This window comes from Klebsiella sp. CN_Kp066 (assembly GCF_040065135.1).
GTDB classification, from domain to species: domain Bacteria; phylum Pseudomonadota; class Gammaproteobacteria; order Enterobacterales; family Enterobacteriaceae; genus Klebsiella; species Klebsiella oxytoca.
The window spans coordinates 1-15893 of record NZ_JBEAIU010000053.1; the positions used below are offsets into that span (position 1 = coordinate 1).

The following is a 15893-nucleotide window of genomic DNA, read 5'->3' on the forward strand; positions in this document are numbered from 1 at the left end:
AGTCGCTGATCACCGTAGAAGGCGATAAAGCCTCTATGGAAGTTCCGGCGCCGTTCGCGGGTACCGTGAAAGAGATCAAGATTAACACCGGCGATAAAGTCTCAACCGGCTCTCTGATCATGATCTTCGAAGTAGCGGGCGCAGCGCCTGCCGCAGCTCCGGCAAAAGCGGAAGCCGCTCCGGCTGCTGCTGCACCGGCAGCTTCGGGTTCTAAAGAAGTTCACGTTCCGGATATCGGCGGTGATGAAGTTGAAGTCACTGAAGTGATGGTTAAAGTGGGCGATAAGATTGCCGCTGAACAGTCGCTGATCACCGTAGAAGGCGATAAAGCCTCTATGGAAGTTCCGGCGCCGTTTGCGGGCACCGTGAAAGAGATCAAAATCAGCACCGGCGACAAAGTCTCAACCGGCTCCCTGATTATGGTCTTCGAAGTGGAAGGCGCAGCGCCTGCAGCGGCTCCGGCTAAGCAAGAAGCCGCTGCACCTGCGGCAGCTCCGGCTCAGGCGGCGAAACCTGCTGCAGCTCCTGCTGCTAAAGCGGAAGGCAAATCTGAGTTCGCTGAAAACGACGCGTACGTTCATGCAACGCCGCTGATTCGTCGCCTGGCGCGCGAGTTCGGCGTCAACCTGGCGAAAGTGAAAGGTACGGGTCGCAAAGGCCGTATCCTGCGCGAAGACGTTCAGGCTTACGTGAAAGAAGCGGTTAAACGCGCTGAAGCTGCGCCTGCGGCAACCGGTGGCGGTATCCCGGGCATGCTGCCGTGGCCGAAAGTGGACTTCAGCAAGTTTGGTGAAGTGGAAGAAGTTGAACTGGGCCGCATTCAGAAAATCTCTGGTGCTAACCTGAGCCGTAACTGGGTGATGATCCCGCACGTTACTCACTTCGACAAAACCGATATCACCGATCTGGAAGCGTTCCGTAAACAGCAGAACGCCGAAGCTGAGAAGCGTAAACTGGACGTGAAATTCACTCCGGTTGTCTTCATCATGAAAGCCGTTGCCGCTGCGCTTGAGCAAATGCCGCGCTTCAACAGCTCGCTGTCTGAAGATGGCCAGCGTCTGACGCTGAAGAAATACATCAACATCGGTGTGGCGGTTGATACCCCGAATGGCCTGGTGGTTCCGGTCTTTAAAGATGTGAACAAGAAGAGCGTAACCGAGCTGTCTCGTGAACTGACCGTGATTTCTAAGAAAGCGCGTGATGGTAAGCTGACCGCTGGCGAAATGCAGGGCGGTTGCTTCACTATCTCCAGCATCGGCGGCCTGGGTACCACCCACTTCGCGCCGATCGTTAACGCGCCGGAAGTGGCTATCCTCGGCGTGTCCAAGTCCGCGATGGAGCCGGTGTGGAATGGTAAAGAGTTTGTTCCGCGTCTGATGATGCCGATCTCTCTGTCCTTCGACCACCGCGTGATCGACGGTGCTGATGGTGCGCGCTTTATCACCATCATCAACAATATGCTGAGCGACATTCGCCGCCTGGTGATGTAAGCGAAAAGCCGGCCTGACGGCCGGCTTTTTTCTGGTAATCTCTTCTGCGTTTTGAAGTTACCAGCAATAAAGGACAAAATCGTTTGCCGTTTGTTGTTTCAAAATTGTTAACAATTTTGTAAAATGCTTGCGGATAGAACGTCCCGGTGGACATGGGCGTAAAAACTATAGCGTCAGACCCGCCGGATACAAATTACAGAGGTCATGATGAGTACTGAAATCAAAACTCAGGTCGTGGTACTTGGGGCAGGTCCCGCAGGTTATTCTGCTGCCTTCCGTTGCGCTGATTTAGGTCTGGAAACCGTCATCGTAGAACGTTACAGCACCCTCGGCGGTGTATGCCTGAACGTCGGCTGTATCCCTTCTAAAGCACTGCTGCACGTTGCAAAAGTTATCGAAGAAGCGAAAGCGCTGGCCGAACACGGCATCGTTTTCGGTGAGCCGAAAACCGACATTGACAAGATTCGCACCTGGAAAGAAAAAGTCATCACTCAGCTGACCGGTGGTCTGGCTGGCATGGCCAAAGGTCGTAAAGTGAAGGTGGTTAACGGCCTGGGTAAATTTACCGGCGCTAACACCCTGGAAGTGGAAGGCGAAAACGGCAAAACCGTGATCAACTTCGACAACGCTATCATCGCGGCGGGTTCCCGTCCGATTGAACTGCCGTTCATTCCGCATGAAGATCCGCGCGTATGGGACTCCACCGATGCGCTGGAGCTGAAAACCGTACCAAAACGTCTGCTGGTTATGGGCGGCGGTATCATCGGTCTGGAAATGGGCACCGTATATCACGCGCTGGGTTCAGAGATTGACGTGGTTGAAATGTTCGACCAGGTTATCCCGGCTGCCGATAAAGACGTGGTGAAAGTCTTCACCAAGCGTATCAGCAAGAAATTCAACCTGATGCTGGAAACTAAAGTGACCGCCGTTGAAGCGAAAGAAGACGGTATCTACGTTTCCATGGAAGGCAAAAAAGCCCCGGCGGAAGCGCAGCGCTACGATGCCGTTCTGGTCGCTATCGGCCGCGTGCCGAACGGTAAAAACCTCGATGCCGGTAAAGCAGGCGTTGAAGTTGACGAGCGTGGCTTTATCCGCGTCGACAAACAGCTGCGCACTAACGTGCCGCACATCTTCGCGATCGGCGATATCGTTGGTCAGCCGATGCTGGCGCACAAAGGCGTTCACGAAGGCCACGTTGCCGCAGAAGTTATCGCCGGTATGAAGCACTACTTCGACCCGAAAGTTATCCCGTCTATCGCTTATACCGAACCAGAAGTTGCATGGGTTGGTCTGACAGAGAAAGAAGCGAAAGAGAAAGGTATCAGCTATGAAACCGCCACCTTCCCGTGGGCGGCTTCTGGCCGCGCTATCGCTTCTGACTGCGCTGACGGTATGACCAAACTGATTTTCGACAAAGAATCTCATCGCGTTATCGGCGGGGCGATTGTCGGCACCAACGGCGGCGAGCTGCTGGGTGAAATCGGTCTGGCGATTGAAATGGGCTGTGACGCTGAAGACATCGCGCTGACTATCCATGCTCACCCGACTCTGCACGAGTCCGTTGGCCTGGCTGCGGAAGTCTTCGAAGGTAGCATCACCGACCTGCCGAACGCGAAAGCGAAGAAAAAGTAAGTTTTTCTTTCAGGCAAAATGAAGAAGCGGCTCAGTGAGCCGCTTTTTTTATGCCTGATGTTTAGAACTGTGTCGCTGTTAATAAAATTGCATACCTTATTAATACTTGAAAAATAGTAACTCTATAAACTTATAGCTAATTAACTATATGTGAGGTGTGTGATGAAAAGATTTTTAACGACGACGCTGTTGGCAGCAACCTTAGTTTCGGGCATGGCCTGCGCAGCTGATGCCGTTATCCCCTGGGCTGATAACAGCGGCGGTACTGAAAGTACGCATATTGCGGCTATGGGCCAGGATTTAAATATGCAGCATCAGCAGATTACGAAGACTCGCGAAGGCGTGTGGGCGGCGAATTCCGGTAGCATCAGCGCTGACGAAGCGGCGTTGAGCAGCACTAAACCGGCTTTTGCGGGCGACCCGTCTCTGATGCCTCATCAGGGCTAACTCATCACGGCGATATGGCCCGGCGGCGTTATCGCGCGCCGGGCTTTTTTACTGATCGATGGCCTGCCAGCCATTATCAGGTGAAAACTGAGAAATGGCCTGCGCCTTGTTCGGCGTTTCTTCACCTAAATTAGTCTGATAAACGCGATCATCCTGGTTGACCATAAAGCTCATGATGCCGGTTTTCCCCCATGTCGCGGGCCATGCCAGCAGGGCGACGCCATGATTGCCCCCATCTTTGATAATACGGAAACGATAGCCATGATAGCCCTCCCCGGGTTCAACGGGGCTGAAGGCCGGCCCTAACGGGCTGGCTGCCTCTCCCGGCGCGACGGGCCAGTAGAGCCCATCCTTCTTGCCGTCGCTGCTGATAATCTTCTGCGCCCAGGCGTGGTTTAACTGATAAAAATCCTGCTGAGCGTCAACGTAAGCGTGCATAGCCTGAATGGCTGACAGTTCATTACGACCAATTGCGCGCGTGAGAATCTCATCTTCAGCCGCGGCCATATCAAAATGCCAGCCATCGTTATCTTTGATGATGGGTATCGGCAGACGCCACTCTGTCCGGCCTACCTCCAGCCAGGCGGTATTTTCCTGCAGAACGATACGGTGGCCAACCTTCCAGTCACGCTGAAAGCGAGCGACGGCGTCAGGGTCGATGCCATCCGGCGGTAAAAATTGCTGCCAGCTATCGCCGAGCAGCTCGTTGAGAGCAGATTCATCATGCCTGCCGATTGCCTCAGCCAGCGCGCTTGCGGCCTCATCAGGGGAGGAAAACTGCTGCTGAGCTAGCGCCATGCCGGGCGTCAGGGCCAGGGCCAGCAGCGTCATTTTTAATAATTTTTTCATTTGCGTATCCTCAGCGATGGCGCAGTTCACGATGGGCGGATAAGTGCTCTCTGACCGCGCTGCGCTGCTCGCTGTTTAAACCTGAGATATGACGGCTCTGCAGGCCGCGTTCCCGCTGCAACTGCCAGTCGGGAGAGCGGATGTCGTTACCGCTGAGTGCATTGACGTGGAGGTCATTTAGCTTCTGCTGGCGTTGCTCGGGCGTTGCGGTCCGCAACTGTTCGCGGCGCTGCTGCTGCCCTGTGGAAGTCTGGATTTGCGTTTTTAGCGCTTCCCGATGTTGCGGTTGTACGGCGCTATGATTAACCGCCTGCGCCTGGTCATAGCCGCGATAGTTATTGCGCTGGGTCAGCTGATGCAGCTGCTGCGATGCGGCCTGACGCTGGGCATCGCGGTAAGGCGCATGTGCGTTCGAGTGACCTGCTGCTGACGCCGGGCCGGTACGCTGCTGCAGCTGAGTCATTGCAGCCTGACGCTGTGCGTTGCGATCGACTGGCTGATGTCGGGTCGCGCTCAGCCCACCGGGAACAGTGGTCTGATGGAATTGCTGCGCAATGTTGTCGTTTGGGTACGGAATATTACCGCGCCAGGTGGGATTATGCTGCCAGCTGGCATGATTCCCCGGCAGGTTTTGCCCGGTGATATGGTTGAAATTATTCACGTTGATATGGATGCTATCGCCGTTGTGCGAGTAGCCGTCGTGATGATCATCATCGTGATGGTGATGATCGTCATCATGATGATGGTCATTGTCATCCCAGTCGATATTGCTGAATAAGGCGTAGGTGGTGGCGACGCCGAGGCTAAAACCAAAACCTTTTACAAAGCTATTGGTGAACTGCTCGCCGGGAGGCGGCGGCAGGTAGACCGGTGGATAGGCCGCGTCAGGCCAGGCGCCATAAACCACCGAGGGATTATAGGCCGGCACATACACGACATTCGGATCGGTGGATTCGATCTTAATAATCACTGGCGCCGGGGCGGAGGAGGTGACGGCGCTGCTACTGCGGGAAGCGGTGGTCGTTGACGTTGACGGAACCGCGGAGCTGGTGGCGGTAATGATTTTCTGCTGCGGCGTGGATTTTAACGTTCCGGTTTGCCGGGCAATGGCGCGTAAGCGCTGCACCGAGTCCATTACGTCCTGAGGTTGGGCAAGAAATGCGTTCCCCAGGTTTTCCACCCATGGCGGGTTTTCCCCCATTAACGCCAGCAGAGCGGGGAAGGCGACCAGCGATTTTACGCTGGGATCCCAGGGCTGATTTGCCACCGCCTGTACCGCCGAATCGCCTTTCATCGTCGGATGATCCTGCGACCACTGCACCGCCTGCACGACGTTGCCCGGATAAGTCGAAGCCATTAGCACCTGTGACAGTAGATTGTCGGGATAGAGCGCAATCGGCGCGACCCACTGATCTATCTGCGCGGGAGTCAAGGCGGTAGTCACCGGCTGAGCGGCGGCGGTTGCCTGAGCCGTCTGCGTAACGGCAGGGGGCTCGGCAGCGGTTTGCGGTTCCCGGCTTTTTACATACAGCGTACCCGCGGCGGCGAGTAGCCCGGCGCTGCAAAGCAGGGCGAGCACGTGGGGTTTGAAAGGCAGCGTCATGAGTACTCCCGACACAAAAGTTGGCCCGTTTCGACTGGCTATTGTCGAACGACGGAGAAGTGCCTGAGTATTAAGGAGGGCGCATTTGCGTTTTTGATTTTTGTTGGGATTGTGGTCAGTTATGTGTAACAGAATTAATTTTATCTTCCGCTAAACTGACATAAAACCTGCAATATTCTGCCCTTAACGATTCAGCTAATTTTTAATGTTGCTTTTTTGTAAACAGATTAACACCCCGCCAAAATCCTGCTATGCTGCCGACGCGGTATCGGGCATTTACCCTACAAACTGCTGTCTCACAGGAGCGTGAAGAGAATCGCCTACCGCATTTTACAATGAGAGCGAGGAGAACCGTCGTGCTAGAAGAATACCGTAAGCACGTAGCTGAGCGTGCCGCCGAGGGGATTGTTGCCAAACCCTTAGATGCAACCCAAATGGCCGCGCTGGTAGAACTGCTGAAAAACCCGCCTGCGGGTGAAGAAGAATTCCTGTTAGACCTGTTAATTAACCGCGTACCGCCAGGCGTCGACGAAGCCGCCTATGTTAAAGCCGGATTCCTTGCCGCGATCGCTAAAGGCGAAGCGACCTCCCCACTGGTTACCCCTGAAAAAGCTATCGAACTGCTGGGCACCATGCAGGGCGGTTACAATATTCATCCCCTGATTGACGCGCTCGACGACGCAAAGCTGGCGCCGATTGCCGCCAAAGCGCTGTCCCACACCCTGCTGATGTTTGATAATTTCTACGACGTAGAAGAGAAAGCCAAAGCGGGCAACGCATATGCCAAACAGGTGATGCAATCCTGGGCAGACGCTGAGTGGTTCCTGAGCCGTCCTCAGCTGGCCGATAAAATCACCGTGACCGTTTTTAAAGTGACCGGTGAAACCAATACTGATGACCTGTCCCCGGCTCCTGATGCCTGGTCCCGTCCGGATATCCCGCTGCACGCGCTGGCGATGCTGAAAAACGCCCGTGAAGGTATCGACCCGGATCAGCCTGGCGTCGTTGGCCCGATTAAGCAAATTGAAGCCCTGCAGCAAAAAGGCTTCCCGCTGGCCTACGTTGGTGATGTCGTCGGTACCGGCTCATCGCGTAAATCCGCCACCAACTCGGTGCTGTGGTTTATGGGCGACGATATTCCGAACGTGCCGAACAAACGCGGCGGCGGTCTGGTTCTCGGCGGCAAAATTGCGCCTATCTTCTTCAACACCATGGAAGATGCTGGCGCGCTGCCGATTGAAGTTGACGTAAACCGTCTGAATATGGGCGACGTCATCGACGTTTATCCGTTCAAAGGCGAAGTGCGTAACCACGAAACCGGCGAGCTGCTGGCGAACTTCGAGCTGAAAACCGACGTGCTGATCGACGAAGTCCGCGCCGGTGGCCGTATTCCGCTGATTATCGGTCGCGGCCTGACCACCAAAGCGCGTGAAGCGCTGGGTCTGCCGCACAGCGATGTTTTCCGTCAGGCGAAAGATGTAGCGGAAAGCAGCCGCGGATACTCGCTGGCGCAGAAAATGGTTGGCCGCGCCTGCGGCGTTGCCGGCGTCCGTCCGGGCGCTTATTGCGAACCGAAGATGACCTCCGTAGGCTCTCAGGACACCACTGGGCCAATGACCCGTGATGAGCTGAAAGACCTGGCATGCCTGGGCTTCTCTGCCGACCTGGTGATGCAGTCCTTCTGCCACACCGCTGCGTATCCGAAGCCGGTTGACGTGACAACGCACCATACGCTGCCGGACTTCATTATGAACCGCGGCGGCGTATCGCTGCGTCCGGGCGATGGCGTTATCCACTCCTGGCTGAACCGTATGCTGCTGCCGGATACCGTGGGCACCGGCGGTGACTCGCATACCCGTTTCCCGATTGGTATCTCTTTCCCGGCGGGCTCCGGTCTGGTGGCGTTTGCCGCAGCAACTGGCGTTATGCCGCTGGATATGCCGGAATCAGTACTGGTTCGCTTTAAAGGCAAAATGCAGCCGGGTATCACTCTGCGCGATCTGGTGCATGCGATCCCGCTGTACGCAATCAAACAAGGTCTGCTGACCGTTGAGAAGAAAGGGAAGAAAAACATCTTCTCTGGCCGCATTCTGGAAATTGAAGGTCTGCCGGATCTGAAGGTCGAGCAGGCGTTTGAGCTGACCGATGCCTCCGCCGAGCGTTCTGCTGCCGGCTGTACCATCAAGCTGAACAAAGAGCCGATTGTTGAATATCTGACCTCCAATATCGTCCTGCTGAAGTGGATGATCGCCGAAGGTTACGGCGATCGTCGTACGCTGGAGCGTCGCGTTCAGGGCATGGAAAAATGGCTGGCCGATCCGCAGCTGCTGGAAGGCGATGCGGATGCAGAATATGCGGCGGTGATCGAGATCGATCTGGCCGATATCAAAGAGCCTATCCTCTGCGCGCCGAACGATCCGGACGATGCGCGTCTGCTGTCCGACGTGCAGGGTGAGAAGATCGATGAAGTCTTTATCGGTTCCTGCATGACCAACATTGGCCACTTCCGCGCGGCCGGTAAGCTGCTGGACAGCCACAAAGGCCAACTGCCGACTCGCCTGTGGGTGGCGCCGCCAACCCGTATGGATGCTGCGCAGCTGACTGAAGAAGGCTACTACAGCGTGTTCGGTAAGAGCGGTGCGCGTATTGAAATTCCTGGCTGCTCCCTGTGTATGGGTAACCAGGCGCGCGTTGCCGACGGTGCGACGGTGGTTTCAACCTCAACCCGTAACTTCCCGAACCGTTTAGGTACCGGCGCTAACGTCTTCCTGGCTTCTGCGGAGCTGGCGGCCGTTGCGGCGCTGATTGGTAAGCTACCGACACCGGAAGAGTATCAGACCTACGTTGCTCAGGTGGATAAAACCGCGGCGGATACCTACCGCTACCTGAACTTCGATCAGCTGGGTCAGTATACTGAGAAGGCTGATGGGGTGATTTTCCAGACCGCGGTATAACGCAATAAGTCAGCGTTGTACATAATCCCTTCAATGCCCGGTGAACATTGCATCACCGGGCATTTTTATTTCCAATCCCTCCGTCCGCGACGCTTTTTTTCTCTCTGACTGCTGCGATAATGACGTTATGGGTACAGTGCAGCGGTGACGTACTGCCCTTGCAGAGGAAAAGACTATGGATTACGAATTTCTGCGCGATATTACCGGAGTGGTAAAGGTGCGAATGTCGATGGACCATGAGGCGCTCGGCCACTGGTTCAACGAGGAGGTTAAAGGCAACCTTGCCCTGCTGGATGAAGTAGAGCAGGCTGCGCGTACCATTAAAGGCAGCGAACGTTCCTGGCAACGTGCCGGCCATGAATACACGCTATGGCTGGATGGCGAAGAAGTGATGATCCGCGCTAATCAGCTGGATTTTTCCGGCGATGAGATAGAAGAGGGGATGAGCTACTATGACGAAGAAAGCCTCTCGCTCTGCGGCGTTGAAGATTTTTTGCAGGTCGTTGCTGCCTACCGGGAGTTTATGCAGCAGCGCTAAGTCTGGCGGAGCCTCCGTGCTCCGCCGGGCGTTACACCGCCGGAATATTTCTTGCGTAGTAAATTTCGCGCATCTCTTTCCAGAGCCGATCGGTGATGACCCTGCGCTCTTCTTCCGTTAAATCTTCCGGCCTGGTGTGAAACATGTAGTGCTTAAGGTCGAACTCCTTCAGCAACATCTTGGTATGGAAAATATTTTCCTGATAAACGTTCACGTCCACCATGTCATACAAAGATTTAATATCCTCGGACATGAAGTTTTGAATGGAGTTGATTTCATGATCGATGAAGTGCTTCATACCGTTCACATCACGGGTGAAGCCGCGAACGCGGTAATCGATGGTGACGATATCGGATTCAAGCTGGTGAATCAGATAGTTCAGGGCTTTCAGCGGCGAAATGACTCCGCAGGTTGAGACTTCAATATCGGCGCGGAAGGTGCACAGCCCGCCTTCAGGATGGCTTTCCGGGTAAGTGTGAACGCAAATATGGCTTTTATCGAGATGCGCCACGACGGTTTCCGGTAGCGGGCCCGGGTGTTCCGTCTGATCGATGAGCTGCGGGTCGATCGGCTCTTCGCTGACCAGAATAGTCACGCTGGCGCCCTGAGGTTCATAATCCTGACGGGCAATGTTAAGAATATTGGCGCCGATAATCGAACAGGTCTCCGACAAAATTTCCGTCAGGCGGTTGGCGTTATAGAGTTCATCAATATAGGCGATGTAGCCATCGCGCTCCTCTGCCGTTTTTGCGTAGCAGATATCATAAATGCAAAAACTCAGGCTTTTGGTCAGATTGTTAAAGCCGTGCAGCTTCAATTTTTTCAATTTAGATCACCCCCTTACTTAACGGTGGATAGCGCATCCAGTAAATATTGCGGTAAAGCAAATGCCGCCGCGTGAATTGCCGGGTTGTAATAGCGACACTTCAGGTTTGACTTGTGAAAACGGGCCTGGATGATTTCACTGGAAAGATGGCGCAGGGCTTCATTGTCCGTGGCCCACGCGAAGGTCATGATGCCGCCGTAATAGGTTGGGATCGCCGCCTGATAGAAGCTTACATCACCAAAGTAATGGCTGAGCTTACGATGGCTATCGACGGCTTCATCCTGCTGCAGGAAACTAACGCCGTTCTGAGCAACGAAGATTCCTCCTGGATTGAGGCAGCGTTTGCAGCCTTCGTAAAAGGCGGAAGTGAACAGGCTCTCGCCGGGACCGATAGGATCGGTGCAGTCGGAGATAATGACGTCAAACGTTTGCGCGGTTTGATTAACAAAATTGACGCCATCGTCAATAACCAGCGTAAAGCGCGGGTCATCGTACGCGCCAGCATTATGATTAGGGAGATACTGGCGGCAGAATGAAACTACGCCCGCGTCAATTTCAACCATGGTGATGGTTTCGATGTTGCGATGACGGGAGACTTCGCGCAGCATTGCGCCATCGCCGCCGCCGATGATTAATACATGTTTCGCCTGGCCGTGGGCCATCAAAGGAACATGGGTCATCATTTCATGATAGATAAACTCATCACGTTCGGTGGTTTGCACTACGCCATCCAGCGCCATCACGCGGCCAAAGGCAGCGTTTTCGAATATGATTAAATCCTGATGATCGGTTTTCTCATGATACAGTACGTTATCAACGCTGAAATACTGACCAAAATGGTCGTGCAGCGTTTCATGCCACAGATTGCTATCGGCCACGGGCAGATCCTCCTTTGTTAACACCTGTTACACCCATTAAAAATGAGCGCAACATCATAGCCAACTATAGAAGATGATGCACGGTGGATATTTCAGCAAATGAAGCGTGGGGCATAACCTTTCAAGAAAAGGGAAACACGCCTCCCTGTCAGGAGGCGTGAGGATCAGGGGTTTTTAGCCTGGGGTTGTGCCGCCGTGGCGTCTACGATTCTGACTGAATACACCATGGTCGCTCCGGGCGGGATTTTGGGTGGCCGGCCTTCGCTACCATAGGCGAGTTCAGGAGGGATAACCACCGTAATAGAACCGTGGTTCCCCAGGCGCTTTATTGGCCCGAGGAAGACAGGAGGATAGGATTTTAGGGTCTGAGACCAGACTTTGCCTTCCGCTTCCATGTCGTTAATAACGGTTCCATCGATTAGCGTCTCCTTGATGGTTACGGTGACGGTATCGCTGTCGAGGATCTTACCTTCGCCGGCATAGTCGATACGGCTGTATACCCCATCTTTAAATACCACACCTTTTTGTTTCGCGAATTTTTGTTGGTATTTTTTCCCTTCGTTAACCATCTGCTGTTCTATCTTATGCAGATGCTGAAAGACCTTTTTCGACACATCGAACAGAGCCTTATTGCGCGCTTTCTCGTCGAGGGCGATTTTCCCTGAAAAGGAATCCAGAATGCCCTGCAGAACGGTATCTTTACTGATTTTTATGCCCTGTGAACTGCGGGTGGACAACACTTTTAGCGCCTCCTCGCCCATCGATACGCCGACAGAGTAAGCCTGCTGCTGAGGCTCTCTGGTAAGATCGATAGCCGCCGGGTTTTTACCTGATTTCGTCTCGGCATCAGCAAGCCGGGCCTTTAGCTGGCTTATCTCATCAGCGCTGGCCTGCAGCAGGGCGTTGTTTTCATCTGCCTGCGGGCTGACCGCATTTTCCTGAGGCGCTGACTGCTGCCTGCTGATGGTGAAGGAGTCCAGTTTTGCCGTGAGCGCCCGGTTTTCTACCCCCGTGGCCGCCAGTTTTACCGCCAAATCCTGCTTTTCCGCTACTGCGGCAGCAAGTTTCGCCGCCAGCGCTTGCCGGCCGGTTTCTCCCGCATCCAGTTTTGTTTTGAGTTCCCGCTGTGCGGTTTCTGCGGCGACGAGCTTTGCAGCGAGCGCTTGCTTGTCTGATGCAGCGGCAGCAAGCTTAGAGGCGATATCTTGCTGTTGTTTTTCCTCAGCCGCGAGCTTCTTTAACAGCGTTTGCTTTTCAGCGGCGGCTTCCGTTAGCAGTGATTCAAGCTTTTGTTTCGCTGATTCCGCAGAAGCTAGCTTTTTTTCCTGTAGCAGAATTTTATTTTCCGTGGCATTGAGCTGCCCCAGTTTCTGTTTCATTTCAGCGGCGGCGGAGAGCTCTTTGTCTATTAAGCGTTGTTTTTCTGCTACGGCAACCGTTAATGCTTTCTCAAGCTGGCGAATTTTATCCGTCAGATCTTTTTGATTGTCCTGTACGGCATAAACCGTAGCTGGCTTTGCTGAAAGCTGTTGTCGAAGTTGCCGGATGATTTTATCTTTTTGAGCAATTATTGCAGCCTGGCGTGAAAGTTCAGTGATTTTCTGTTCGTTTTTTTTATTCGTTGTTTGCGTAATAGCGTTTTTTTCTTCAACGGACTTCGCAGGCGCGCGATCTTTCTGAGCCTGCTGCTCTTTAGCGTAATTTAAGAATGCCGGCCCTGACGCGTCACTATTCGAATTTGCCGTAACATGTATCAGCGCCTCTTTTTCCGCGCGAGCGTCGGGTGATGGCGACAGCGCCAGCACAAGCGCTGCTGCCAGCGATATCGAATTGAAGTTAATAGCTATTTTTCCGTTCATGGCTGAACATTTTCACCGCGTTTAACCAGACTATCGATCAGTTCCTTTTCAATATCCGCGCATAGCTTGATTGATTTGAACTGGTACATGGAGTCGATACCCTGTTTAGTTGGCTCTGCAACTTTGCTGCGCACAGAATTATATTGAGATGCGGCGTTGAGCAGGGCGGTGAAATCATTCCCTAATTTAGCTGCCTGCTTTGGATTCACCTCTTTCAGTGACTCCAGCGCTTTACGGCAAGTCTCAATGCGCGCTTGCTCCTCGGCAATTCTCTGCTGTTCAGTTTGCTGTTGATTTAATGTCGCGTCAGGTAAAGGTTTCATTAATCTGGCGGATTGTCGGGATTGTGTTGATTGACAACCTACTAATAAAATGACGGCCAGAGGTGCTATGCGGGTAAATAAGGATATGTTCAAGGTTTCATTCCATTGATAAAAAGGGTCGTTATCGGGCGATAATAATGTGCAAAAAAGGAGATTGCAATAATATGGCTGCTGTTTTTTTTATGGTTTATTAGTATTAATTTTATTAATTAGTTAAACACTTAATGAATTATCGGTGAGGTTTTTGAATTGAGATATGAATTAGTCGTCGCTGTAAAGTGAATTGCTATTACTAATAACGCAATAGCCGTATTTAAACGGCTATTAAACTTGTTAAATCAGAAGCGTGATTATTTCACGTAGGCGAGCAGGCTTAGCGAGTCGCGAGCCAGCGCTTTACATTTTTTGGTGGTAGGAATTTTGATTCCGCTGAGATCCCGATAGCTATCCTCGCCCAGGGCTTTCATATTGAAGCTGTCGTAGTTGCTTAAATCCCACTGGTTCTGCTGAGCAAAGAACACCAGAGCGCGACGAATCTGCGTGTTAGGCAGATTTTGATAACCGCAATCGTTCTTCAGAAAGACGAATACCGCCGTCAAATCAGCCATATCTTCCGCTTCGGACTCGCTTAATGCATAGCTATTGGCGGAGAGAGTAAGCAGGCTGCCAAGCACTATTGTTCTGAAAAGCGTCTTCATTTTTTCTACCATTGAATCACTGACAAACAAAGTTAGCATACTTCTTTACACTACGCTGAGCTTTATTCTTACTCTTCCGCTTGACCTTCCCGTTGGTGGAGGGTTTAAGCTCATTTATTCACCTGCAGAATAAAAGGATGTGAAAAATGCAACGTCGTGAATTTCTTAAATTAACCGCTGCGGTCAGCGTAGCCAGCGCATTGCCGCTCTGGAGCCGCGCGGTTTTGGCTGCCGGTCGTCCCTCTTTGCCCGTGCCGGAACTGCTGATGGCTGACGCGCGCAATCGCATCTCCTTAATCATTCAGGCCGGAAAAACGCAGTTCGGCTCTCACCTGGCGACGACCTGGGGCTACAACGGTAGCCTGCTGGGGCCGGCCCTGCAGCTTAAGCAAGGCGAGGCGGCAACCATCGATATTCATAATCGTCTGGCGGAGGAGACTACCGTGCACTGGCACGGTCTGGAGGTTTCCGGCGTCGTTGACGGTGGCCCTCAGGGGGTGATTCCCGCAGGAGGTTCCCGTACCGTGACGTTTACGCCAACGCAGCGGGCGGCGACCTGTTGGTTCCACCCTCATCAACACGGTAAAACCGGCAGACAGGTGGCGATGGGGCTGGCCGGTCTGGTGCTCATTTCTGATGCAGAAAGTGAAAAGCTGCTCTTGCCAAAGCAGTGGGGAATCGATGATGTGCCGGTGATCGTGCAGGATAAGAAATTCACCCCGGAAGGCCAGATTGACTACCAGCTCGATATCATGAGCGCCGCCGTTGGCTGGTTTGGCGATACGCTGCTGACCAACGGCGCGCTTTATCCGGAGCATGCCGCTCCTCGCGGCTGGCTGCGTTTGCGTCTGCTTAACGGCTGCAACGCGCGTTCTTTAAATTTCTCTACCAGCGATAAGCGGCCCATGTACGTCGTGGCAAGCGATGGCGGTCTGCTTGCTGAGCCGGTAAAAGTTAACGAGCTGCCGGTGCTGATGGGGGAACGGTTTGAAGTGCTGGTGGATACGACGGACGGTAAACCCTTTGATCTGATAACGCTGCCGGTGAGTCAGATGGGTATGGCTATTACGCCATTCGATAAACCGCAGCCAGTATTACGCGTTCAGCCGCTGACGATTCCGGCTTCCGGTAAGCTGCCGGATGTCCTTGCCGCCATGCCAGCGCTACCTTCCTTACAAGGGCTAACCCAGCGTACGCTGCAGCTCTCTATGGATCCGATGCTTGATATGATGGGCATGCAGGCGCTGATGCAAAAATACGGCGATCAGGCGATGTCCGGAATGGACCACGGCGCGATGATGAACCATGGCGAGATGGGGAATATGAACACTATGAACCACGGCGACATGGAACATATGAATCATGGCGGCATGACGCAGATGAAGCACGGTAATAAGGATTTTGATTTCCATAACGCTAACCGCATCAACGGGAAAGCATTTGATATGAATGTCCCCATATTTGCGGCGGCGAAAGGGCAGTATGAGCGGTGGGTGATTTCCGGTAAGGGCGACATGATGCTGCATCCGTTTCATATCCACGGTACCCAGTTCCGTATTTTATCTGAAAACGGCAAGGCGCCTGCAGCGCATCGCAGCGGCTGGAAAGACACCGTTCGGGTGGAAGGCGCAGTGAGTGAAGTACTGGTGAAATTTGACCATGATGCCCCGAAGGAGTTTGCCTATATGGCGCACTGCCATCTGCTGGAACATGAAGATACGGGAATGATGTTGGCCTTTACGACTGCCTGAGGACGTTTCCTGCTCGTTCGCCCTGCGCGGCGGGCGGGCACTTTT

At 53.4% G+C, this 15893-nt stretch carries 13 protein-coding genes; 6 read left to right on the forward strand and 7 right to left on the reverse strand.

Annotated elements, in window-relative coordinates; genetic code table 11:
- The 3 genes from aceF to ABLV75_RS20975 all read left to right on the forward strand — a co-directional run.
- On the forward strand, positions 1 to 1490 hold a 1490-nt coding region (gene aceF / locus ABLV75_RS20965), incomplete at its 5' end, for a pyruvate dehydrogenase complex dihydrolipoyllysine-residue acetyltransferase (RefSeq protein ID WP_348855134.1).
- A 207-nt stretch (positions 1491 to 1697) separates the two neighbouring features.
- Complete coding sequence (gene lpdA / locus ABLV75_RS20970; protein ID WP_004098637.1) at positions 1698 to 3122, forward strand: dihydrolipoyl dehydrogenase; 1425 nt, start codon at positions 1698 to 1700, stop codon at positions 3120 to 3122.
- Between the two features lie 162 nt (positions 3123 to 3284).
- Positions 3285 to 3569, forward strand: a complete 285-nt coding sequence (locus ABLV75_RS20975) for a hypothetical protein (protein ID WP_004108075.1) — start codon at positions 3285 to 3287, stop codon at positions 3567 to 3569.
- Between the two features lie 48 nt (positions 3570 to 3617).
- Here the strand turns inward: ABLV75_RS20975 and ABLV75_RS20980 are convergent, their stop codons facing one another.
- On the reverse strand, positions 3618 to 4418 hold the full coding sequence (locus ABLV75_RS20980) for a DUF2950 family protein (RefSeq protein WP_004108074.1): 801 nt from the start codon (positions 4416 to 4418) through the stop codon (positions 3618 to 3620).
- Positions 4419 to 4428: 10 nt separating this feature from the next.
- Positions 4429 to 6021: a DUF3300 domain-containing protein gene (locus tag ABLV75_RS20985; protein ID WP_195440221.1), complete on the reverse strand. Its 1593-nt coding sequence runs from the start codon at positions 6019 to 6021 to the stop codon at positions 4429 to 4431.
- A 356-nt stretch (positions 6022 to 6377) separates the two neighbouring features.
- Here ABLV75_RS20985 and acnB point away from each other — a divergent pair, with 356 nt between their 5' ends.
- Positions 6378 to 8975: a bifunctional aconitate hydratase 2/2-methylisocitrate dehydratase gene (gene acnB / locus ABLV75_RS20990; protein ID WP_004108065.1), complete on the forward strand. Its 2598-nt coding sequence runs from the start codon at positions 6378 to 6380 to the stop codon at positions 8973 to 8975.
- A 175-nt stretch (positions 8976 to 9150) separates the two neighbouring features.
- Positions 9151 to 9513: a protein YacL gene (gene yacL / locus ABLV75_RS20995; protein WP_004108063.1), complete on the forward strand. Its 363-nt coding sequence runs from the start codon at positions 9151 to 9153 to the stop codon at positions 9511 to 9513.
- Positions 9514 to 9544: 31 nt separating this feature from the next.
- Here the strand turns inward: yacL and speD are convergent, their stop codons facing one another.
- From speD to ABLV75_RS21020, 5 genes are all read right to left on the reverse strand, one after another.
- Positions 9545 to 10339 carry an adenosylmethionine decarboxylase gene (gene speD / locus ABLV75_RS21000; protein ID WP_004108061.1) on the reverse strand — a complete coding sequence of 265 codons (795 nt, stop codon included), beginning with the start codon at positions 10337 to 10339 and terminating at the stop codon, positions 9545 to 9547.
- A 14-nt stretch (positions 10340 to 10353) separates the two neighbouring features.
- A complete protein-coding gene (gene speE, locus ABLV75_RS21005) occupies positions 10354 to 11217 on the reverse strand; it encodes a polyamine aminopropyltransferase (RefSeq protein ID WP_004108060.1) in 864 nt (287 codons plus the stop codon).
- A 164-nt stretch (positions 11218 to 11381) separates the two neighbouring features.
- On the reverse strand, positions 11382 to 13076 hold the full coding sequence (locus ABLV75_RS21010; RefSeq protein WP_017144976.1) for an FKBP-type peptidyl-prolyl cis-trans isomerase N-terminal domain-containing protein: 1695 nt from the start codon (positions 13074 to 13076) through the stop codon (positions 11382 to 11384).
- On the reverse strand, positions 13073 to 13492 hold the full coding sequence (locus ABLV75_RS21015) for a hypothetical protein (protein WP_024273732.1): 420 nt from the start codon (positions 13490 to 13492) through the stop codon (positions 13073 to 13075). The genes ABLV75_RS21010 and ABLV75_RS21015 overlap by 4 nt, the downstream gene beginning before the upstream one ends.
- Positions 13493 to 13749: 257 nt before the next feature.
- A complete protein-coding gene (locus ABLV75_RS21020; RefSeq protein WP_004872121.1) occupies positions 13750 to 14097 on the reverse strand; it encodes a YacC family pilotin-like protein in 348 nt (115 codons plus the stop codon).
- A gap of 146 nt (positions 14098 to 14243) precedes the next feature.
- Between ABLV75_RS21020 and cueO the strand changes: the two genes are divergently transcribed.
- Entirely contained in the window at positions 14244 to 15848 is a 1605-nt protein-coding gene (gene cueO / locus ABLV75_RS21025) for a multicopper oxidase CueO (protein WP_017144975.1), read from the forward strand.
- The last annotated feature ends 45 nt before the right edge of the window (positions 15849 to 15893 follow it).